The organism is Terriglobia bacterium (assembly GCA_020072645.1).
In the GTDB taxonomy this organism is placed as follows: domain Bacteria; phylum Acidobacteriota; class Terriglobia; order Terriglobales; family Acidobacteriaceae; genus Angelobacter.
The window spans coordinates 115,218-136,512 of the sequence record JAIQGK010000011.1 but is presented as its reverse complement, the minus strand read 5'-3'; the positions used below and the strand labels follow the sequence as shown (position 1 = coordinate 136,512).

The 21,295-nt window shown below is 54.2% G+C and carries 16 protein-coding genes and 1 tRNA gene; 10 read left to right on the top strand and 7 right to left on the bottom strand.

Annotation, left to right across the window (positions count from 1 at the left end):
• Window positions 1-33 precede the first annotated feature (33 nt).
• The 3 genes from LAO76_16105 (at window position 34) to LAO76_16095 (ending at window position 2,103) form a co-directional block, all read left to right on the top strand.
• On the top strand, window positions 34-567 hold the full coding sequence (locus LAO76_16105) for an SMI1/KNR4 family protein (GenBank protein ID MBZ5492452.1): 534 nt from the start codon (window positions 34-36) through the stop codon (window positions 565-567).
• Between the two features lie 293 nt (window positions 568-860).
• Complete coding sequence (locus tag LAO76_16100; GenBank protein MBZ5492451.1) at window positions 861-1,529, top strand: hypothetical protein; 669 nt, start codon at window positions 861-863, stop codon at window positions 1,527-1,529.
• A 298-nt stretch (window positions 1,530-1,827) separates the two neighbouring features.
• A complete protein-coding gene (locus LAO76_16095; GenBank protein ID MBZ5492450.1) occupies window positions 1,828-2,103 on the top strand; it encodes a hypothetical protein in 276 nt (91 codons plus the stop codon).
• A gap of 138 nt (window positions 2,104-2,241) precedes the next feature.
• On the opposite strand, the gene LAO76_16090 is transcribed toward LAO76_16095, so the two are convergent.
• Window positions 2,242-3,144: a glutaminyl-peptide cyclotransferase gene (locus tag LAO76_16090; protein ID MBZ5492449.1), complete on the bottom strand. Its 903-nt coding sequence runs from the start codon at window positions 3,142-3,144 to the stop codon at window positions 2,242-2,244.
• A 174-nt stretch (window positions 3,145-3,318) separates the two neighbouring features.
• Here LAO76_16090 and purH point away from each other — a divergent pair, with 174 nt between their 5' ends.
• The 3 genes from purH (at window position 3,319) to LAO76_16075 (ending at window position 9,146) form a co-directional block, all read left to right on the top strand.
• The gene (gene purH, locus LAO76_16085) at window positions 3,319-4,893 is read left to right on the top strand and encodes a bifunctional phosphoribosylaminoimidazolecarboxamide formyltransferase/IMP cyclohydrolase (GenBank protein MBZ5492448.1); all 1,575 of its coding nucleotides are present in this window, start codon (window positions 3,319-3,321) and stop codon (window positions 4,891-4,893) included.
• Between the two features lie 121 nt (window positions 4,894-5,014).
• Entirely contained in the window at window positions 5,015-7,144 is a 2,130-nt protein-coding gene (locus tag LAO76_16080; protein ID MBZ5492447.1) for a tetratricopeptide repeat protein, read from the top strand.
• Window positions 7,145-8,123: 979 nt separating this feature from the next.
• A complete protein-coding gene (locus tag LAO76_16075) occupies window positions 8,124-9,146 on the top strand; it encodes a hypothetical protein (protein ID MBZ5492446.1) in 1,023 nt (340 codons plus the stop codon).
• Window positions 9,147-9,461: 315 nt separating this feature from the next.
• Here LAO76_16075 and LAO76_16070 read toward each other — a convergent pair whose 3' ends face one another.
• Both LAO76_16070 and LAO76_16065 read right to left on the bottom strand, forming a co-directional pair.
• Window positions 9,462-10,223: a S9 family peptidase gene (locus LAO76_16070; protein ID MBZ5492445.1), complete on the bottom strand. Its 762-nt coding sequence runs from the start codon at window positions 10,221-10,223 to the stop codon at window positions 9,462-9,464.
• Window positions 10,220-10,615, bottom strand: a complete 396-nt coding sequence (locus LAO76_16065) for a nuclear transport factor 2 family protein (protein MBZ5492444.1) — start codon at window positions 10,613-10,615, stop codon at window positions 10,220-10,222. Before LAO76_16065 ends, LAO76_16070 begins: the two co-directional genes overlap by 4 nt.
• Before the next feature lie 196 nt (window positions 10,616-10,811).
• Between LAO76_16065 and LAO76_16060 the strand changes: the two genes are divergently transcribed.
• Window positions 10,812-12,032 (top strand): NAD(P)/FAD-dependent oxidoreductase, encoded by a 1,221-nt coding sequence (locus LAO76_16060; protein MBZ5492443.1) that lies wholly within the window; start codon window positions 10,812-10,814, stop codon window positions 12,030-12,032.
• Between the two features lie 212 nt (window positions 12,033-12,244).
• On the top strand, window positions 12,245-14,581 hold the full coding sequence (locus LAO76_16055; protein ID MBZ5492442.1) for an aminotransferase class I/II-fold pyridoxal phosphate-dependent enzyme: 2,337 nt from the start codon (window positions 12,245-12,247) through the stop codon (window positions 14,579-14,581).
• A gap of 17 nt (window positions 14,582-14,598) precedes the next feature.
• On the opposite strand, the gene LAO76_16050 is transcribed toward LAO76_16055, so the two are convergent.
• The 3 genes from LAO76_16050 to LAO76_16040 all read right to left on the bottom strand — a co-directional run bounded on the left by LAO76_16050 (window position 14,599) and on the right by LAO76_16040 (window position 19,009).
• Window positions 14,599-16,026 (bottom strand): NAD-dependent succinate-semialdehyde dehydrogenase, encoded by a 1,428-nt coding sequence (locus tag LAO76_16050; GenBank protein MBZ5492441.1) that lies wholly within the window; start codon window positions 16,024-16,026, stop codon window positions 14,599-14,601.
• Window positions 16,027-16,229: 203 nt separating this feature from the next.
• Window positions 16,230-18,272: a hypothetical protein gene (locus LAO76_16045; protein MBZ5492440.1), complete on the bottom strand. Its 2,043-nt coding sequence runs from the start codon at window positions 18,270-18,272 to the stop codon at window positions 16,230-16,232.
• The gene (locus tag LAO76_16040; protein ID MBZ5492439.1) at window positions 18,269-19,009 is read right to left on the bottom strand and encodes a DUF305 domain-containing protein; all 741 of its coding nucleotides are present in this window, start codon (window positions 19,007-19,009) and stop codon (window positions 18,269-18,271) included. The genes LAO76_16045 and LAO76_16040 overlap by 4 nt, the downstream gene beginning before the upstream one ends.
• 172 nt (window positions 19,010-19,181) lie before the next feature.
• Here LAO76_16040 and LAO76_16035 point away from each other — a divergent pair.
• A tRNA-Ser gene (locus LAO76_16035) sits at window positions 19,182-19,271 on the top strand.
• Between the two features lie 128 nt (window positions 19,272-19,399).
• On the opposite strand, the gene LAO76_16030 is transcribed toward LAO76_16035, so the two are convergent.
• On the bottom strand, window positions 19,400-19,885 hold the full coding sequence (locus tag LAO76_16030; GenBank protein MBZ5492438.1) for a hypothetical protein: 486 nt from the start codon (window positions 19,883-19,885) through the stop codon (window positions 19,400-19,402).
• Between the two features lie 846 nt (window positions 19,886-20,731).
• Here LAO76_16030 and LAO76_16025 point away from each other — a divergent pair.
• Window positions 20,732-21,091, top strand: coding sequence for a hypothetical protein (locus tag LAO76_16025; GenBank protein ID MBZ5492437.1), 360 nt, complete (start codon window positions 20,732-20,734; stop codon window positions 21,089-21,091).
• Window positions 21,092-21,295: the final 204 nt, after the last annotated feature.

Sequence of the window (21,295 nt, the reverse complement as noted above, 5' to 3'; positions counted from 1 at the left end):
GAGGATTATGTTTTGGGAACCGAGCTCTTACAACTGCTAGAGCAGAAAAATGGATTTTATGCTTTTGAGCAAGCTTTGCATGTTTTTCCGCTTGAATCTGATGTAACAAATACGATGACCATGGAAGATTGGAATTCGAAGACGCTCTGGTTGAGCTCTTACAAAGGATTGGCAGACGGTCTCTTATTTTTTGGGGAGGATATTTTTGGAGACCAATTTTGTTTGGCGAAAGAGAAAGAAGGCGTCCTACGATTTGACGCGGAAAGAGGCGAAGGGACTGTTATCAGCGATTCACTCGAAAGTTGGGCTGATCTCCTTCTTTCGAACTACCACGTAGAGACAGGCTGGCCACTTGCAAGTGAATGGCAAAAACAGAATGGTCCACTTCAGCTTGGAGATAGATTGCAGCCAAAGGTGCCTTTTATCTGTGGCGGGGATTACTCGGTACAAAACCTGTCGCCGGGTGATGCAGTTCAAGGAATGTTATTCAAGGGTGAACTTGCAGTGAAACTCAAAAACCTGCCAGATGGCACGGCCATTGAGCTTCACGTGAAGGGCGACAAATGATGGCGGTAATGCGTCCCGTCTTTCCTGCTTTCGCTTCATGCCTGAGACGTGCGGACCTGCGCTAAGCGGGTGCTATAAAAGAGAATATTCGTGAAAGTTTGCGATTAGATGGCGGTTCATGCCGAAAGGATTGCGCTGCTTTCATTGCCAGTAGTTCAACGGAACCTTTTCATCTGTAGTTGCGTCGCCGCAATTTATTTCCCAAGATACTTGGTATCATGCAGCATTTACATGTCATCCGAATACTAATTTTCATAACCGCCGTAATCGTTTGGCCCAATTTGAGTGCCGCTATGAGTTCAGACACTGAGCTTTTTCTGATTGACGAGAGCGTCTTGAGCGGGCGGGTTATTCCTGCAATCTCAGATTTCCTTGTTCATGGTGATTCCACTGCCGCGAAACAACTTGTTCGCGAGGCGATATCAAGTCAGCAATTCCAGACAACGCTCAGGAGCCCTGCCACTGGCGATCGGATGACTGCGGAGTATCTCGCCAATGGCAGCAAAGAGTTGTTGGAGGGACAATTCCCTAAAGAAATGCTCGATGACACGGGCGAGATAATACGAGATCGGGAGGCAATCCGCAGACGACAGACCGAGACAATCCTTAACCCTTTTCTCGTTCTTTTCATTTGTTCTTGGTCCCGAAATGGGCGTCAAATTCGTATTGCCTTGAGTCATGGCCAGCTCACGGATTATCTTCGGTCAAAATCGCGCTGGATGGATGATATGCTGGGGTCTTCCAATGAACTTCTATGGAATGCACCAGAGATGCCCTTTTCTATTGGAGGCGAGGCCAAACTTCTCACAAAGGAGGAAGCGAGGATATTATTAGGCAAACTTAGAACTGTACCACCACCCTTACATGGCTCCGAGCTCATTGAAGAATATGAAGCCCTTAGGCAACTCTTGCAAATCGCAGCGCGGAATCCTCGTTTTCGCGTGTTAATTCGAACGACCTAGTGCTGAGTCCATGTGCGGGACACGAACAATCCAATTGCGGGGAGCCTGGCTTGGAACAAAGCACGGCAATGAACAATGGCGAGAGGCACAACAATTGGAAGGGAGGGATTATCAAAAAAAAGTTTAACGACAGAATGAATGCAACATCACAAGCATGTAGCGATGGATCAGCAACTATCGCTGATTGCTCTCCTGCCCGACGGTGGTGCTAGAAACTTTTCCTCGTCCCAAGCCAGTTAACCGCCTCGCTGCATTTCTCCGTAGTCTCCGCGCCCTCTGTGGTTGATAATAGGATCAAATGGACGAGCGAGATTTTTTCGACGAAAAAGAATCCAAGAAACCCCACACGCTCACGTGTCCGCACTGCCGCCAGGCTGGCGAGTATGAACTCTCATGGCTGGTGCGGACCAAGAAGAAGCAGCTTTCCGGACGCGCCGACGAGCGTGACCGCGCCAAGTTCGCCAAGGCGCAGTCTTACATGGTCCGTCGCGACGACATGGTCATGTGCAAGAACATCCGCTGCCGCAAGCGCTTTGAAGTTGCCGGAGTGCAGTCGGTCGCGTTCCTGAATTAGAAGCAGGCGCAAGTGCTCGCAGCCATCGGGAGAATACTCAGGTAAGGGTCTCGAACGGTTTCGGCATCCGGCGCATGTCCAGAAATCTGAAATTCCTGCCGACGGATCTTTCGCCCCTCATCCAAAGAATTCCTGCGCTCATCTCCCCGATTTAAAACTCTTCGGCACCAATTGAATTTCAAGACGGTGGTTTAAATTCCCGCTCCACAGCCGTGCCTTATGAGCGGGTTTAACACTCTTCGGCATCAGTTGAATTTCAAAAATGTTTGGCCACAATTTGCCGGTCACAAACAGTCGCTTATGAATTGAATCGTAGGCTATGCCGTTCAGCACCGCGCCATCCTGGCGGCGGTAAACAGGGCTGAGCAGGCCCGTGAGATCAATCCATCCCACCACTTTGCCGCTCTGCGGAGAGATGCGGGCAATCCGATCAGTCTGCCACACGTTGGCAAAGAGTTGGCCTTCCACAAACTCCAACTCATTCAATTGCTCAACGGGAGTAGCGCCGTCGCGCACGGTGAAACGCCGTTTTTCTTTGAGCGTTGTGGCGTCAAGCACGCGGATCTCGGCTGTGCCGTCGCTCATAAAAAGCTCATTGCCCCTTGAGGCCAGCCCCCAGCCTTCACCGGGATAAGAAAACTGGCGCAGCAGTTTGAAGTCGCTCAGGTTATAGACAAAGCCAATGTGCGACTGCCACGTAAGCTGAATCACTTTGTCTTTCACAATGGCAATGCCTTCACCAAAGTATTCGCCGGGCATGTCCACATGCCGCACCACTTCCCCGGTTTCCAGGCGGACTTTTCGTAGTGACGATCGTCCGTTCAGTCCCGTGCCTTCATAGAAAAAGCCGTCATGGTAAACCAGCCCCTGGGTAAAAGCGGCGGGATCGTGTGGATAGTCGCGAATGACTTTGAACGTGTATTCAGGCGGACGTCGCGGCCCAGGCGCGTGAGACGACTGGCCGCCAATAAATTGCGCTGGTATGGTGAACACCAAAGCTATAGTCAGGACTTTGCGAATCAGATTCCCCCAAGGTGCCATTAAAAAATAGCGGAGAGCATCCTCTATATTAGGTGACATTTTCTCGTAGCGTTGGTGTGTGACATTATTTTGGAGCATCTTCATGTCCCTTCCCCCAGTTGCGCGCACTCGTTTCGCGCTGATACCTTATTCTTTAGTCCTTTCATCCCTTCCCAAGGAACAACGGAAACAAAAGTGCCCAAAATTCAGCGTGCAATCCTTAGTGTTACTGATAAAACCGGGCTGGTGGAGTTTGCCCAGAAACTGGCCGCACTCAACGTGGAACTGGTTTCCACTGGAGGCACGGCCAAGCTGCTCCGGGAAGCCGGCATCACCGTGAAAGACATCTCCGATCTCACTGGCTTTCCTGAGATGATGGATGGCCGGGTAAAAACTCTCCACCCCAAGGTTCACGGCGGAATCCTGCATATCCGCGGCAATGCCGGCCACGTTGCGGCGGCCAAAGAGCACGGCATATTGCCGATTGACATGGTCGTGGTCAATCTGTACGCGTTTGAGAAAACCGCCTCCAAACCTGGCGTGCACTTTGACGAGGTGATCGAAAACATCGACATCGGTGGCCCGTCGATGGTGCGTTCCGCGGCTAAGAATTTTCGTGACGTGGCGATTGTGACCTCGCCCTCTGACTACGCAGCCATCGCGCAGGAAATGGCCAGTTCCGGCGGAGAACTTGGGTTGGCGACGCGCTGGCGGCTGGCGCAGAAAGCGTTTGCCACCACCGCAGCTTATGACAGCGCGATTGCCGCCACCCTGGCCGGCACTTCCCTGAGTGAAAACGCCAAGGACTTTCAGCTTCCTGCATCAACCGCCAATAATGACTTCCCTGCTGTCCTGCGCTTTGGACTGAACAAAGCCATGGATCTGCGTTACGGAGAGAACCCGCACCAGCGCGCGGCCATGTATTCAGATGGCTCAGGCGCGGGCGTGGCCAACAGCAAACAGCTTCAGGGCAAGGAACTTTCATTCAACAACATTGTGGATTTGCAAGCGGCGTGGGACTTGGCGCAGGAATTCGAGGAAACTGCATGCGCCATCATCAAACACACAAATCCTTCAGGCTGCTCCACGGGAAAGACCTTGGTTGAAGCTTACCTTCGCGCCAAAGAAACTGATCCGGTTTCGGCCTTTGGCGGCGTGATCGGCGTGAACTGTGTGATTGATGGCACAGCCGCGGAAGAGATGGCCAAACTTTTCTTCGAGGCCATTGCCGCGCCTGGTTATTCACCGGAAGCGAAGGAAAAATTTGCGGCCAAAAAGAACCTCCGTCTGGTCGAGGTAAAACCAAGTACGCAAAAGTTTGCCATGAAGCAGGTTTCCGGCGGCATGCTGGTGCAGGATGCGGACATAAGGCCTTTGACTCAAGCCGATCTTAAGGTCGCTACCACGCGCCAGCCCACTCCAGAAGAGGTGCGCGCTCTGCTGTTTGCCTGGAAAGTCTGCAAACATGTGAAATCAAATGCCATTGTTTATGCCCGGGAAGGTCAGACTGTAGGCGTGGGAGCAGGCCAGATGTCCCGTGTGGATTCATGCAAGATCGGCGCCATGAAAGCGATCTTACCTTTGCAGGGTACAGTGGCCGCTTCAGACGCCTTTTTCCCGTTTCCGGACGGTGTGGAAGAGATTGCCAAAGCCGGGGCCACGGCCATCATCCAGCCCGGCGGCTCCATGCGCGACCAGGAGGTCATTGACGCGGCGAACCGCCTGGGGCTGGCTATGGTGCTCACAGGTGTGCGCCACTTCCGTCACTAGTCAAGATTTGTAATCTGCTGCCGAAAGGGCGGAACTAAGGTCTAGAATTAGAAGAGGTGAATAGGCGCTACCGGAAATGGCGCCTGTGCATCCAATTAAAAAGGTGTTTTCGGTTCGCTCTATGACTTTCATAAAAAATCGCATTTTTCTCTCCGGGCTGCTTCTGCTCACAACCACCAGCGTATTTGCCCAGCAGAACGCGCCAAAGTCTCAGCCGCCTGCTAAAGCTGCGCCAGCAAAGAAAAATGCCGCTCCCGCACAGCAGGCGCCGGCTGCCAAGACCACACCCGAGCAGCCCAAAGCGGACAAGAAGCCTGACCAGGCCGCCGCTTACTATCATTTCTCCCTGGCGCACATGTATGAGGAAATGATGGCGATGTACGGGCGGTCGGAATTCGCCACCAAAGCCATTGAAGAGTACCGGCTGGCCATCGAGAACGATCCTTCTTCAGAATATTTGAATGCGTCGCTGGCGGAACTCTACGCCAAGACCGGACGCATCCGCGACGCTGTGCTGGAAGCCCAGGAAATCATCAAGCGCGACCCTAATAATCTGGAGGCCCATAAGCTTCTGGGACGAATCTATCTGCGCTCGTTGGGCGATCTGCAGCCAGGAACGCAGTCGAGTGAAGTGCTCAACCTGGCCATCGAGCAATACCAAGCCATTACCAAGATTGAGCCCAAGAATGCCGACAACCACCTGCTGCTGGGGCGGCTGTACTTCCTGAACAAAGACGCGGTAAAAGCTGAAAGCGAATTCAAGTCTGCACTCAGTCTCGATCCCAATTCTGAAGAAGCTATTACCAATCTGGCTTTCCTCTATAACGATGAAGGCGCAAACAATAAAGCCGCCGATTTGTTGAAGACCGTGCCGGAAGGCCAGCGCTCCGCCAAAATTTACTCCGCTCTGGGAACGACCTACGAGCAGCAAAAAGATTACAAGAATGCCATCGCCTCATTCCGTCAGGCCCTGGCCATGGACAAGGAAAATCTGGATGCCATGCGCGGTCTGGCCCAGAACCTTGCTAATGACAATCAGATTGATGCCGCGCTGGACGAATATCGCACGATTCAGGATGCTGATCCGCAGGACGCCACCGCCGCATTGCGGGTCGCTGAAATCTACCGCCGCCAGGGCAAGTTTGATCTGGCCATGGAGAACCTGAAGAAGGCAGCCGCGCTGGTGCAGGATTCGCTGGAAATTCCTTATAACGAAGCGTTGATCCTGGAAGCGCAGGGCAAGTATGAAGATGCAGCCTCTGTTCTTCAGAAGCTGGTGGCGCATCCGCTGCCGGCAAATGCGCGCGCCGGTGACAAGAGCAATCGCGCGCTGTTTCTGGAACGGCTCGGCAACGTCTATCGCGAAGCCGGCCGGCCTTTGCTGTCGCTGGATACTTTCCGCAAGATCATCGATCTGGGCGGGGACGAAGCGGCGCGCGGCTATCAGGACGTAATCGATTCTTATCGTGACCAGAAGCAGTGGAGTGAGGCAACAAAGACCGCGCAGGAAGCAGTGAAAAAGCTGCCGAATGATAAAGGTCTGAAGTTGACGCTGGCGCAGCAGATGGCCGATAACGGCAAAGCCGATGAGAGCGTGCAACTGGCCAAGTCCGTGCTCAAGGGCGGGCCGGAAGATCGCGACTCCTACATCATGCTCTCTCAGATCTACATGCGCCTGAAGCGCTGGAAGGATTCTGAAGACGCGATTGCCCAGGCAGAGAAGCTGGCAACGCGCCCGGAAGAGAAGGAGTATATCCGCTTCCTGCAAGGCTCTATTTACGAGCGCCAGAAAAAGTATGACCAGGCGGAGCAGGCTTTCCGCCAGGTCCTGCAACAGAATCCCAGCAATAGCATGGCGCTGAACTATCTTGGCTACATGCTGGCTGATCGCAACAGCCATCTTGAAGAAGCGATCACCCTGATCAAGAAGGCCCTGGATCTCGATCCACAAAACAGCGCTTACCTTGATTCACTCGGCTGGGCCTATTTCCGGCTTGGTAACTATGACCAGGCAGAAGAAAACCTGCGCCGCGCCGCCGATAAAACTCCGAATGATCCCACCGTGCAAGACCATCTGGGCGAACTCTATGCGCGCACCAACCGATTCAAGCTGGCGGCTGCCCACTGGGAACGCGCGCTGGACGAATGGAACAAATCCGTGCCCGCAGATGTTGACCAGCAGGACGTTGTCCGCGTTACCAAGAAGCTGGAAAGCACAAAAGTAAAGCTGGCTCAGCAGACGCAGAAGTAACAAAGTTTTTTGCACACATATCAGCCCCTGCGCTGTTTTCGACTTTAGAAACGGCCCGGGGGCCGATTGCTTTAGGGGGCAATCTATACAGGTGGCTTCAACGGTTTTACTCGGGATTACCTCGCGACCAATTCAGAAGAACAGCTCAGGCAGTTTTGCGCTCTCTTAGCCGCAATTCCACATTGCCTTCTATTTGCTGCAAGGTATAACTCTTGGCGCAAGTAGAGCACAGCCAGAAGTTCTCAATTGTCTTGTGATTTGAGTTCCGGTCTGTATAAAAACCAAAAAATCTGCCTCCGTCGAGTCGCATCAGCGTTTTGGCGCACTCCGGATTGGCACACTTCGAAATCATGAGTCAGTGGCGGCTGCTAATTTCTTAGACGTTATTTAGCAATGCAATGTCGCCCGCAATCGCAAGCTCCTGCATTCATTCCCAAGATCCCAAGATATGGTTGCCAATTCAACTGGCAAATTTGACAGCGATATCCCGCAATCACAGGCAACTCATTTCTCTTATGTCGAAAGCTCACAATTGCCGGGGAAAAATTACGAGTCTCTGCTCTCCAGAGCTCGATTACCTGTTTGCTTTCAATCACCGTTCTGGCAATCCACTTGCCTTATTCCATAGGGAAAATTGAACGGGGATTCATTCCAATGGAGAAAATAATTTTGCCGCCACAAGAATCAAGCAAAAAGTCCGGTCGGGTTCCGTTTCTCAGTGGAGAAATGGTTCCAGTTTCCGGCATATGGCGGCCAGACCATACACGCTGTCCCAACTCTGGAGATATCTGGCTGCGCAAACAAACCCCCTTTCCGCCGTGTCCCGGCTGTAGTTCCTCCGCCGGGTTCGCATTAATAGAGGAGGTCCTGCACATCTCAGAAGATCCTGACTTCCAGTAGCCCAAAGCCGGGATTCATCGTACCAGTGTGGTTTTGCTTTCGCCTCCGGCTATAATTTCTCCGTCCGCCAGGAGGCGAAATGAAACGGGGTATCGCGTTCGCACTTGCCAGTTCGCTGTTGTTCTCTCTTTCCACACCTTGCTTTGCCGATTTTCAATACACAGAAACCACCAAAATCACCGGAGGCGCGGCCGCCGGCGCCATGAAGTTCGTCGGCGTCTTCAGCAAAGACGCGCGACAGGCCACCCAAGGCACCAACGTTACCATCAGCTTCAAGGGCAACAAAATGAGGCGTGAAGACAGCCTCGGCCAGATTGAAATCATCGACCTCGATGGCCGCAGCATCACCCAGATTGACACCAAAAAGAAAACCTATTCCACCATCACCTTTGACGAGATGAAGGCCCGCATGGAAGAAGCCCGCAAGAAGGCCGCCGCCGAGCAAGCCAAGCGCAACAAGGAGCAGCCTAGCCAGGTAAAAATTGTTCCCAAAGTCACTATCACTCCGGGTACCGGCTCCAAAAAAATACTCGACTACAACGCCAAAGAAACCAAGATGCGCGTGGACATGGAGATGACCTCCGACGATCCCAAAGCCAAGGGCCAGACCGCGAACATGTGGGTTGATTCTGATTCCTACATCGCGCCGGTCAAGGGCTATGACGAAGTAAAGCGCTTCTATCAACGCATGGCCAAGGAATTGGACTGGCTTCCCGGGACCATGATGGGCGGCAACGCACAGATCGCTCCCGCGATGGTCGAATACCGCAAGAGCGCCACAGCCTTGAGCGGCATGCCCTTGTTTTCACTGGTCAGCGTCGGGATGGCCGGCCAGCCCGGCGCGCCCCAGCAGGCTTCCCACGACGATCAGAAATCCAGCGGCAACCCGATCACCGGCGGCATCGGCGGCCTCTTCGGCAAGAAAAAGAAGAAAGATGATGCAGCCCAGGATGACCAATCCAACGCAAAGCCCAGTGGCGCACCAGGTTCACTGATGGATACCACCAGTGAAGTCACTTCGGTTTCCACCAGCGCCGTTGACGCAAACTTGTTCAAAGTACCCGAGGGCTATAAACAGGTTGAAGCCAAAAACGTGCAGTAAGGATTTTGAAGTTACTGAGGTTGAAAGTCCGCGTTTGTCCCAGCAACCGGCGCACCATATCGAGAGGGGTGCGCCGTTGCTGCGGATTCAATGCCCCCTGCACTCTTCTGCGTCTCGAATGGCACCTGCCGCGTTGAACTCACTCGTCGCGCCAAAGAACTGCTGATGTTGAGCCGCCAATCTCGCAACGCTGAGAAAATATTTGCTGCTAATTTAGCCGCATCCGCACAACCTAAATCAGATTCGCGTTTTTCGCGTGGATTCGCGGCTAAGTTTTCTGATCTGCGTTTGTCTGCGAAATCTGCGGCAAAGAGCTTACCCGGCAAAAAACTTCTTTATCCGCTTCCAATATTTCTGCACGATCATCTCCGTGCTCAGGTGTCCTCCACGCGCAAACGAATTAAGTTTCACTCCGGTCCGGTCAGCGAACTTCTTGACTGATTTATAAGGAACGTAGGGATCGTCTTTGGCGTGGAACATCATGATCTTTTCCGGGTCGATCTCCTTCACATGGTGCGCAGGATTGTAAAATCTGCCGCCGTGCAGCTTGCGCCAGTTGCTGTCTGAAAGACGATAACCATTGCCAAACGCCTCGCGGATATACGCGGCATAGTTGCGATTGGAAGTCTCCAGCCTTTCTTCTTTCGCAAGAATCGCCCAGTCCACCACAGGACAATTGGCAATCACCATTTTCACTCGATCATCGAGCGAGGCAAGAATGGCCGCTGCGCCGCCAAAACTTCCGCCAATCACAAAGATTTCATCCGGCTTCAAGTCAAACCGCTTGCCGAAAGTCAGTTCGCAAACGCCCTTGGGCAGTTCGTCAATCACGTCAAGAATGTCCCGCTCAGGAGATTTTTGCAGAAACTTACCGCCGCTCTCCCACGATCCCCGGTATCGCGGATAGAAGACCCAATAGCCTTTTGCCGTCAGGAATTCCATTAACGTCTGTTTCCTCGGAATTCCCGGCATCCCGTCGCACAGGATGATGACTTTCTGTTTCTTACCTGCTCGCTTGGGCGGCAGAAATTCCGCCACGATCTCTTTCTTGAATCTCGTTCTGAAAGCCCAGCTCATTTGCCCTCAATCGCGTCCCACACCTTTTTAGTATCCACGTTCTGGGTGTACTTCACGATTTTTCCGTCCTTGAAATTCCATATGTGGGCAAAAACCGCATCCATCACGCCCCCGGACTTCTTGTACGTCCCAAGATATCTGCCGGTCACAATGATGGTGTCTCCGGCGTCATAAAACTGGTCCACCTCCGCGCGGTAGCCTTCCCACTCCGTAGCCAGGCGGGCAAATACGTTTTTCCCTACCTCTTCCATGCTGTGGTACGTCCCGGCATAGGGAAAGCCGGCAGCCTCAGTCCATTCAAAGCGCGGGGCCAGCGCGGATTGGAGGTTCCTCGCAATTTGTTCGGCGTCGCCTTTATATATACCTTGGATCGTTTCCAGGTTTGTCTTCATGAGCCACCTCTTTTGCACCCGCAGCACAAAGAAAACAGGCGGGTTGCGGTTTTCTTGGGTAAAAATCTCATGAATTCTAATCTTTTTTCTAAGAATTTTGTAACGCTTATCCCATTTTGGGAACGATAATAAGCACAAGGCTGAACTGATAGCCGGGTTCGGATCGCAACGGACACTGGCCGGGGAAAAAAATTCCATGTATGACGCGATTATCGTTGGCGCGCGCTGCGCCGGCGCTCCTACCGCTCTGTTATTGGCACGCAAGGGTTACAAAGTCCTGCTGCTCGATCGGGGGACCTTTCCCAGCGATATGCCGTTCTCCAACCATTACGTGCACCAGACCGGATCTGCCCGGCTGAAGCGCTGGGGCCTGCTGGATACGCTGAAAGCCTCCAATTGCCCGCCGATTTTGACCAACCATTTTGATTATGGCGCATTCTCGCTTACAGGCTCACCCGTTCCCGCGGAAGGCGGAGTTACTGAGGCGTTTGCGCCGCGCCGCATCAGGCTTGATCCCATCCTGGTCGATGCCGCCGTGAAATCCGGGGCGGAGCTGCGCGAAGGCTTTTCCGCCCAGGAAGTGCTTTTTGAAGATGGCCGTGTCGTTGGCATTCGCGGCCATGAAAAAAATGGCCCCATGGTTACAGAGAAAGCGCGCATCACCATTGGCGCCGATGGCATGTTCAGCATGGTGGCCAAGGCCGTCGAAGCCCCTGAGTACAAGACCGGTCCCGCGCTGGAAGGTTCCTGGTACGCCTATTACAGCGGTGTTCCGATGGTCGGCTGGCATCTGTGGCTGCGTCCCGGCAATGTGATTTTTGCTTACAACACCAATGACAATCTTTCCCTCATCGGCGTGGCGTTTGCCGCCCGTGATCTCCCTACGGTCCGCACCAACATTGAAAAGCACCACAGCGCCGTCATCGCCCAGCACGCGCCGGAGTTGTGGGAACGGATACAGGCCGGCAAGCGCGAATCGCGCTACGTGGGCGGCGCAATTCCCAGCCACGTCCGTAAGCCTTATGGCCCTGGATGGGCGCTGGTGGGCGATGCGGGCTATCAGAAAGATCCCTGCACGGCTTCCGGAATCACAGATGCGTTCGGCAGCGCTGAGTGGCTGGCCGAGGCCATTCATGCAGGCTTCAGCGGCCGCCAGCCTCTGGAAGATGCGCTGGCTGCCTATGAGCAGACACGTAACAACACTGAGCTGCCCTACTTTGATTTGACAACGCAGCTGGCGGCCCTGGAGCCGCCTCCGCCGGAGGTGCAACAGCTTCTGGAGGCCCTGCGGGAAAATCCTGAGCAGCGCAGCCGGTTCTTTGGAATGCTGGCGCATACCGTGCCGGTGCCGGAATTTTTTTCGCCGGAAAATATGCAGGCCATCTTCAGCAAACAGAAGCAGGCTGCAACTTCCTGATTGTCAATGGCCGTGAACGCTCGTATTGCGATGGAAATTTTGCAACGTTCGTTCACTTTGCTTCACAACTATAAAACGCCGCTAATCTGATCGATGATTGCGGTTGGACTCTTCAAGGCTGAAGCAGCTCGTTCACGCAAGAAGAGTTCGCAGATTCACAATCAGCTCGCTAAATCGAACGACCAGGAAAGCCACTACTCGCAAGGAGCAGCATGGAGATCGCAATTTTTGGCGCTGGAATCGCCGGCTTGATGAGCGCAATTACTTTGCGCGCTCAAGGCCACCACTGCCAGATTTACGAGCGCATGCGCCAGGGCCAGGAAACTGGCATGGGCTTCATCCTCATGCCGGAAGGCATTGATTGTCTCCAGAGTTTTGGCGTGGACCTGACCGGCGAAAACAGCGGCGCTCCGCTGCAGCGTTATTTTTGCCGCAGCTCCAGCGGGCAGATACTCTATGAACAGCCCTTGCCGTCAGGCACGCGCAGCATCCGCCGCCGCCAATTGATTGACGCCCTGATGCGCGCTTTACCGTCCGGAAGCACTCCCCTGTTTGACGCCGAGCTTGCAGCGCTCGACTTTGACGATGCGGGCAACGTGACGCAGGCGCGCCTAAATACCGGCACACACGTTAAAGCCGATCTCTATGTCAGCGCGGAAGGAATCCGCTCTCGCGCGCGTCATGCCCTGTTCCCCGCTTGGCCTGCCACGCAGGCGCAGGTGCTTGAGATCGTTGGCATGGTGAAGTGTAAGAGCACCGTGCGCTGGGCCAGCAACAACTTTAATAAATTCCATGCCGTCAGCGGCGGCATTGCGCTAGGCACGTTGGCAGTCGACTCTGAGCACCTGATCTGGTACCTGCAATTTGATTCCCAGCGCTTTCCCCAGCCTGCGGAAGATGCTGCGAGTTTCGCCGAAACGCGCAAGAAATTTGTCAGCTCCCTCGTCGGAGAGTGGGCGGACCCGATTCCCCACCTTCTCAGCATCGCGGATTTTTTCCGCACCCATCTTTGGCGTCCGCTGGATACAGATCTGGTCCCCGCTTTTTATCGCGGAAATCTGGTGCTCGTGGGCGACGCTGCTCATCCTCTTTCACCCTTTACCAGTCAGGGCGTTTCTTCCGCGGTGGCAGACGCTGTGGCTCTGGCGGAAAATCTTCGTCCACAGAACGTGAAAGCGCCATCTGATCTGGAGCACGCGCTGTCCCGCTATTCAACGGAGCGGCGCGAGCAGTGCGCGCCCTATGTGGCCAAAGGCCGTGAGTTGACGCGTCACTTCCTTACTCCGGAAATCGGCAGCACCATTCTGCTGCCCATAGCGGAACCCGACCATGCGCAGCCCGGCTCGTTTTCAGACAACATCGTCCGGCTTGATCTTCTGCGCGAACGCGCGTTCAACATGCGTTGGGCACAGCAGCCTGTTGACGTGATCCCGCTCACCGCTGCCGATCCTGACTTTCCGGTCTGTCCTGCGATTCAGGAACAGCTTGTGCGTTACGTCCGTGATGGCGTGCTTAGCTACGGACCTCCCGAGGGGCTGCCGCAGTTCCGTGAATCGATTGCGCGCTGGATGAACGAAACTCGGCAGATGGCTTGCAAAGCAGAAGAGATATTCGCCACAGACAGCGCTGCATCTGGCATGGCCGTGCTGGCCCGGGCAAGCTTGGCAGCCGGGGACGAAGTTCTTATTCCCGATCCCGTGGATTTTCTTCTGCACCACACCGTGCAGCGCGCCGGAGCTGTGCCTGTTCGCGTAAGGGTAGAGCTGGGCACCAGCGCGGAAGACTTCATTCGCGGCATGGAGTCCCGCCTTACGGCGCGCACGCGCATGCTCTGGCTTTGCAATCCTCACAATCCGCTGGGCGTGGTGTATTCGCGCGAGTGGCAGCAGCGCGTTGCTGAATGGGCCATCTCTCGCGGCTTGCGGATTGTTTCAGACGAAATCTGGTCTGACATTGTTTACGCTCCGCACCACCATGTCAGCCTGGCGTCGATCTCGCCGGAGATTGCCCGCAACACCGTAACGGTTTATGGCTTCTCCAAGAACTTTGCTTTGGCCGGGCTGCGTGTCGGCTGCCTGATCTGCACGGACTCGCAATGGCGCAAAGAAATCGTCGCCGCCTCAGACGCTGAAAGCACCGTCTATGGTGTCTCGGTGTTGTCGCAGATTGCCGTCGTCGCCGCGCTCAACGACGGTCGTGAGTGGCTCGCACAATTTGTCCAGCATCTGCAGGCACAGCGTGATTACGTTATCGGCCGTTTGGCAAAATGGCCGGGTGTAACAGCGCAGCCGCCTCAAGGGACCTATGTGGTGTTTCCAAACGTAAGCAGCATGAGTGACAATTCAGAAACACTGTGCCAGCAACTGCGTGAACGAGCCCGCGTTGCGCTGGTTCCGGGCGCGCCGCGATGGTTTGGCCCCGGCGCCAGCGGACATCTCCGTATCTGCTTTGCTACTTCACGGCGTATTCTGCAGGAAGCCTTTGACCGGTTGGAACCTGTCGTCAAGCAAATCGCAAATGACCGCCACTTGGTCAAAATTATTCACTGAGCGCAAACAATTCCGCTCTATTCCGTGCGGCTTTTTCCCAAATCCGCTTTCTGAATGCAAACCGACTTTACATTCACAAATTCCATGATGCCGTGATGGCTCAGTTCGCGTCCATAACCTGAATGCTTCACGCCGCCAAAAGGAATACGCGGATCAGAGGCCACCATTCCATTGATAAAGGCCAGCCCTGACTCAATCTCATTGATGAACATGTCGCGCTCCTTCGCGTCGTTGGTCCACGCGCACGCGCCCAATCCAAAGATGGAATTGTTGGCAATCTCAATCGCCTCGCCCATGTCAGTCGCGCGATAGAGCGATGCCACCGGGCCAAAGAGCTCGTCGTCGAAAGCCGGCGAGCCTTGTGGAATATCCGTCAGGACAGTTGGCGCAAAGAAATTACCTTTGCGATCGATCCGCTTTCCTCCCAGCAGAACGCGGGCGCCCATCTCGATTGTTTTTTGCACCTGCTGTTCCAAGCCCTTCAGGACGTCTTCGGTCGCCAGCGGCCCAACATCAGTAGAGGCCTCCATGGGATCCCCAACTTTGAGTGACGCCATGCGCGCCACAAATTTCTTTTCAAATTGCTCCGCAATCTGCTGATGAACAATGAACCGCTTCGCCGCGATGCATGATTGTCCATTGTTGATCACCCTGGCCTGCACTGCGGTTTCCACCGCTTTGTCCAAATCCGCACTGGGCATCACGATAAACGGATCACTGCCGCCAAGCTCCAGAACGCACTTCTTGATGGCCTTTCCGGCTGCCGTGGCTACGCTGCTTCCCGCGCCCACGCTGCCGGTGAGTGTGGCGGCGGCAATGCGACGGTCGGCGATAATGTTGTTCACGCGGTCTGGGCCGATCAGCAATGTCTGAAAAGCGCCTTCAGGGAATCCGGCACGGCGGAAAATATCTTCAATGGCAAGCGCGCACTGCGGCACATTGGAAGCGTGCTTCAGCAATCCAACGTTACCGGCCATGAGCGCGGGTGCGGCAAAGCGAAACACCTGCCAGAAGGGAAAATTCCACGGCATTACGGCCAGGACTGGACCGATCGGCTGGTAGCGCACAAAGCTGCGCGTGGCATTAGTCTTGGCCTCTTCGTCGGCCAGGAACCGCTCTGCATTGTCAGCATAGAAGCGGCAGCCAAAAGCGCTTTTCTCCGCTTCCTGCACAGCCGATATCAGCGTCTTGCCCATCTCCTGGGTCATCATCCGGCCAAAAGTATCTTTTTCGTGTTCCAGGATCTCCGCTGCGCGCATCATCATGGCGGCGCGCTGAGCAAAAGGGACTTTGCGATAATCGCGAAAAGTCCTGGCAGCAAGAGCGATCTTGTTTTCAACTACATCATCGGAGTGCTGCTCAAATTCCCGCAGCAATTCACCGGTCAGGGGGCTTACGCTGGAGACAGTCCGGCGCGGCAGCTCAATCACTTTTTGGGTACTCATGGCATCTCTCCCCTTATGATTATTTCATTTTGGATGCCGTCCGAGCCTGGAATGCTTCCGGGGCAATGGCTTCTTTCAGCCCAGATGTGTTAACCGTCAATGAGGATATCGAAGCGAGTGACAACCAGTCTTAACACTTCTTTTGACACCGCAAAAAACTTTGGCGGCCCGTTCTCATGAACGAGCCGCCGAGCCTCTATATTTTACGCTGCCGGATGCTCCAAAATCTCAGCCAAAGCCTTTAGCCGCGTCGTATCCGCCGGGCTTTTCGCCGAGCCGGCGTCACTCGCCAACGACGACGCCATGCCTTTCAACTTCGCCACCGCACCATTGCTCATGTGTGAGCTCTCCGCGCTCTGGATTGCCTTTTGCAGAGCGGTGATTTTATCCGCTGGCAACGCTTGCGACCGGGACAACTGGTCCACATATGCCTTGGCGACAACCAGCTTTGCCGGCCACTCGATTTTTTGCTGGTTCTGCACATTCAGCTCGCTTACGCGGACGGTCTTTGCAGCATCAATCTCATTCTGCGTCAAAAATTTGCTCGGCGTCAGTTCAAACACGTCCAGGCCGCGCGCAATCTCTGAACCATAAATGTAGCCGTTGTACCAATATGCTGACCAGTCGCCGCCCAGCACCAGCACCTTCGGATCGATAGGTCCACGATCAAAGTAGGCAATTTCATATGGGTGCGCCGCGTCTGTGAAGTCCACGACGGAGATGCCTCCCTGATACCAGGCTTGTACCTCTATATCGCGGCCAGGCACTGGAACCAGCGAGCCGTTGTGCGCCACACAGTTTTCTGAGTCACTCTGCGCGGCGGGCATTTTGTAATAGCTCTCAAAAGTTAACTTATCATTATTCAAACCAAAGATCGCGTCCGCGCCCCATACATTCGGATCGTTCGGACGGCACCGCGCCCCCAAACCGCCGCCCCATTCATCAGTAAACAGCACTTTGCTTCCATCGTTTGAGAAAGAAGCCGAATGCCAGTACGAATAGTTCGGGTCGTTCACCGCGTCCACACGCTTGGGATTCACGGGATCTTTAATATCGAGCAAAATTCCATTTCCGGAGCATGCGCCCGCCGCCAACCCGATCGCCGAATATACGGTGATGTCGTGGCACTGGTTTGTCTCCTTCGGCTTCTCCGGGCCTTTCTTGCCATGAGTGCCGCCGTTGGTCAGGCTATTGATCGCGCCTGTCCGGGCGTCCATGAACACGCGCGGGTTCGATACCACTTTCGCGTCCTGCGGCGAAGCCACCGGGACCTTGATCACGTCGATGCGAAACAGTGCCGTATTCGGGTCTTTGTCCGGCTCTTCTCCTGAGCATCCAGCCAGTTCCTCTGGCCTGCGCACAAACGATGTGCCTGACACGTAGATATAAACATTGTCTTTGTCATTGGGATCCACGACCAGCGTATGTGTGTGCGACCCGCGGCACGTCTGCACCGCCGCCACCTGCCGGGGATTCTTGATGTCAGAAATATCAAAGATTCTCACGCCGCGGAAGCGGTCTTTCTGCGCTGACGGCACTGGGCGTTTCTTCGGTTTTGGCTCGCCCGCCGGGGGTGCAGGATCGGGAGGGAAGCCCTGCACGCCGCAATCCAGGCGTCCGTTTGGCTGCTCCACAGACATGAAAAGCAGGTTCTTATACACCGATACATCACCCTGTCCACCAGGGCACACCAGCGAGGTCACCAGTGTGGTCTTTGCCGGATTGGAAATGTCAAAGATATTTACGCCATAAAAATTTCCCTGAAACAAGTGGTTGCCCTGGAACGCAAGATCGGAGTTCGCGAAAGCCAGCTGGGCAATGACCAAACGCATGGGGGCTGGCGCCTTTGCCAGATTAGGCGAGTTGAGCTGCGCCAGCATCTTCTGCACTTTGGGATCATCTGGATTGTTAGTCCCGAGTTGAAATGCGGCCGGCTTTTTAACGAGCTGAAGGTGTTTGATCCCCATGGCTGCTTCGCCCGCGTTGTAGAGGCCCGGGGCCAGCTTTGCGCGCGGATCGTTTGTATCCGACCCCTTCATGCCCGGTTGCAGCACAGGAGCCGGCTCCGGAGCAAATGGATTCTTGTCCTCTTCATCTGGTTCCGCTGCGGAAGGTGTGGGCGAAGGCGTCTGTACCGCCGGCGTGGGTGAAGGCGTCTGCGCTTGCGCCCGCAGCCGGCTCACGCCGGGAAATAAAATCATTGCAGCCACCGCCACGCAAAACACAAAACTGGGCACTCGGTTCATTGTTTCTCCTCTGGAGTTTTCTTGTCTAACATCCCTTGCATAATTCTGATTTCGGCTCGCTGGCCACTGTCCACATCGGTTGCGAAGTCAAACAGCTCGGCATCCTGTCCCGCGCCTGCGGTATCGAACAGGTCCTTAACCATGGTTAATGCGCCGTTGTGGTGCTGAATCATCCCGGTTAAAAATAAATGGTCAAACTCGGCGCCCTTCGCCTTTCGTAGCGCCGTCATTTGCTCCGCTGTAAGCATGCCGGGCATGAGCGGCATCGGATGGCGAGACATGTCCATGTCCTTCATTCCCGGCATCGCCATGGAAGCTGGTTCCCCACGGGCCGCCAGCCATCGCTTCATAAAGTTGATCTCGCTGGACTGTGAACTGCTGATGCGCGCTCCCAGCAACTGCAAGTCCTTATTTTCCGTATGCGACGGAATCAGCGCCGTCATCTCCACGGCTTGCGCATGGTGCATGATCATGCCTTGCATGAACTCCACTTCCGCTTGCGACCGCGGCGGCAGCTTTCCCGTTGTAGACGGCGGCAGCCTCTTACTCGGTTTTCCGGGCGATCCCGGCTGGACCACTACTGGCCCCGGCGCACCTTTCTGCTCAGCGTGCGCATCATTGCAAAAGAAACCTGCTAGAGTGCCCACCGCCGCGACCACGCTACACGACAATGCAAGTGTTCGCGCAGACCGGAGCCTGCACAAACGATACGGCCAGTTCGGAACGTTGCTAAGCATCTGGGTTTGGAGTGAACGAAAACCTTGCACGAAATATTAACATTTTCAAAGCTTCTGCCCACCAAAAGCGACGTGTCCGGCCCATCGGTTCCAGTTCCCTGAGTACCAGGTAATGATCGCTTATGCCAGCGGCGATTTCCGAGTGCTGGTAAACTGTTGATACCAATCACGCGGAGGGATGTGTGAGCGGTTGAAACAGACGGTCTTGAAAACCGTTATACCTGAAAGGGTATCGGGGGTTCGAATCCCTCTCCCTCCGCCAGATGCTATATTTGGGGATCGATCCCATCTCGATTCTGAGTATTTAGCCTTCGGGATCAGGAATATAATGTGAAGAGGATCATCAGGATGATCCCCTTCTTCTTAGTATGTCGGTAACAGTTTTAGCCGTCACTCAGCTTTTCTAAAAATATCGACGCCCCAATAGCAACCTCTTGTCCGGCACTGTTGCATTGTAGCTCGCAAATAATAAGTGCCAGTCTGCTGCGGCGCGAATGCAAATATGGGAACGCCATGACTGTTGCTAACCATTTCGATCGCAACGACAGAGCGGTTTTGATTAAATAATGTGAAGTCCAGATCCGAACAATCCTTGTCACACACTCCAATGAACAGATAAGCTCTCCCAGCCTGTAAACGGTAGGGAATTTCTGCCGACGTAGAACCTCCCCACAAAATCCCTACCTTCCTTGCATTGTCAGCATCGGGAATAATGGCGTAGCCGAGAGCCAGCGTTGCCGTAACTCTGTCCAACCTGTTCTCAATATCACTTACGTATACAGACTCATTCTGGCCGGCTGCAGCCGCAGACGCAATGGTCGGGCCGAAGAGCAACGCACATATAACTATACTTGGAACTAACCTTGCTAGCCTCATACAAACCTCCTTGCGAGGCAAGAATGAGTCAGTATCGAATGGAGGCCAACTCATCCTTCTCTTGCTTGCATGCTATGCGATTGCCGTGCGCACATATGTGACCATCATCACCCAGTGCAGTGATTGGAAAATTACGATATGTGAATTTCTGACATTGGAGTGTGCCGCCGCAGATTAAGATAGCTCTTAGACGTGTAAGTTGAGGCATTTTTGGAGGCGTCTGAGCCTGTAACTGAAATCCTGCGCGCAGAGCGCGAAGGCCCCAGCGAATCGGAATATAACTGAAAGCCCTCAGATTGCTCGAACGCCCAAGAAATTCCGATCTTGTCGGGGGCTGTTCTCACCTGCGCCACGCCAAAAGATTGTTGCCATTCCAATATTCTATTAATATTCCACTTCTGCAGAGCAATAGAATGAAAAGCGCACAACCGACCTTGATGATTGCTGGCAAACCATCGATACCAGAAAACTTGTAAGCTCGTTCGGCCATGTGTCCCACCTGTGACCCCCATGAGCGTAATGGAGGCGGGATTTGCACACAAGCAACAACGTGCAGCAAACAGCGGAAGACCTGCACAGGGAGAAATGTGCCGAAGACTCAACACCGTAAGAATGGAACAGGACTGGATTGCCCTTCTATGCCATTTAAGGGACTTAACAGGGCAAAATTCCAGAAATCGTCCGTTATTCCCCGCGCCAGAACTTTTCAAGGCTACTTCAGCTTGCCGCGCTTGAGTGGGTGCCAGCAGTTCCCGACTTGGGATAGCCGAGCACGAAAACCCGCTTGCCCAACGGTGCGACGTCGCTCGAGGTTTACACTTAGCAGCAAAGAAAGGAGTTCTATCCATGAAACATCATCTGGCGATAAGGTTTTCCACGATCTTCCTGACAGCCCTCCTATTCACAGGAATTGCCGCTGCTCAGACCAAACAGGATAAGTCCGCACCTGCAGCAAAAACGATCACAGGATCAGGTTGCGTTGAAGCAGGCGTGGAAGCTGGGTGCCTGGTGCTCAAAGACACAAAGACTGGGACACTTTTCAATCTTTTCTTTAAAGGTACGCCGCCGAGCATCAACACTGCCATCCGTTTTACGGGCAAGGCGCATGAAGGTCCGACCACGTGCCAGCAGGGAACGCCGGTGGACGTAACAAAATTTACCGTGATCCGGCAGAGTTGCTCCGCTGCGGGCAAAACCAAAAAGTAAATTGCGTGTGATAAGAGGGGGCTGCTGCGGCAGTCTCCTCTCTGTTCAGAGACACAGTTCAACTCACCTTTCAGTACTTGCGGCGCTGTGCCAGCCTCTACTCTTGTTTTGCGGCATGTGATGGGTGCGCAATCCGGGAGAAAATCCACTGCGCTTTCAATCGAGCAGCCGCAAGCAGTAAATGCCTAAATGTTGAGTCAGCGC

Coding starts and splice junctions, on each gene's coding strand:
- LAO76_16100 (MBZ5492451.1), top strand. CDS start 861: ATGAGTTCAGACACTGAGCTTTTTCTGATTGACGAGAGCGTCTTGAGC.
- LAO76_16095 (MBZ5492450.1), top strand. CDS start 1,828: ATGGACGAGCGAGATTTTTTCGACGAAAAAGAATCCAAGAAACCCCAC.
- LAO76_16090 (MBZ5492449.1), bottom strand. CDS start 3,144: ATGGCACCTTGGGGGAATCTGATTCGCAAAGTCCTGACTATAGCTTTG.
- LAO76_16080 (MBZ5492447.1), top strand. CDS start 5,015: ATGACTTTCATAAAAAATCGCATTTTTCTCTCCGGGCTGCTTCTGCTC.
- LAO76_16075 (MBZ5492446.1), top strand. CDS start 8,124: ATGAAACGGGGTATCGCGTTCGCACTTGCCAGTTCGCTGTTGTTCTCT.
- LAO76_16070 (MBZ5492445.1), bottom strand. CDS start 10,223: ATGAGCTGGGCTTTCAGAACGAGATTCAAGAAAGAGATCGTGGCGGAA.
- LAO76_16065 (MBZ5492444.1), bottom strand. CDS start 10,615: ATGAAGACAAACCTGGAAACGATCCAAGGTATATATAAAGGCGACGCC.
- LAO76_16060 (MBZ5492443.1), top strand. CDS start 10,812: ATGTATGACGCGATTATCGTTGGCGCGCGCTGCGCCGGCGCTCCTACC.
- LAO76_16055 (MBZ5492442.1), top strand. CDS start 12,245: ATGGAGATCGCAATTTTTGGCGCTGGAATCGCCGGCTTGATGAGCGCA.
- LAO76_16050 (MBZ5492441.1), bottom strand. CDS start 16,026: ATGAGTACCCAAAAAGTGATTGAGCTGCCGCGCCGGACTGTCTCCAGC.
- LAO76_16045 (MBZ5492440.1), bottom strand. CDS start 18,272: ATGAACCGAGTGCCCAGTTTTGTGTTTTGCGTGGCGGTGGCTGCAATG.
- LAO76_16040 (MBZ5492439.1), bottom strand. CDS start 19,009: ATGCTTAGCAACGTTCCGAACTGGCCGTATCGTTTGTGCAGGCTCCGG.
- LAO76_16030 (MBZ5492438.1), bottom strand. CDS start 19,885: ATGAGGCTAGCAAGGTTAGTTCCAAGTATAGTTATATGTGCGTTGCTC.
- LAO76_16025 (MBZ5492437.1), top strand. CDS start 20,732: ATGAAACATCATCTGGCGATAAGGTTTTCCACGATCTTCCTGACAGCC.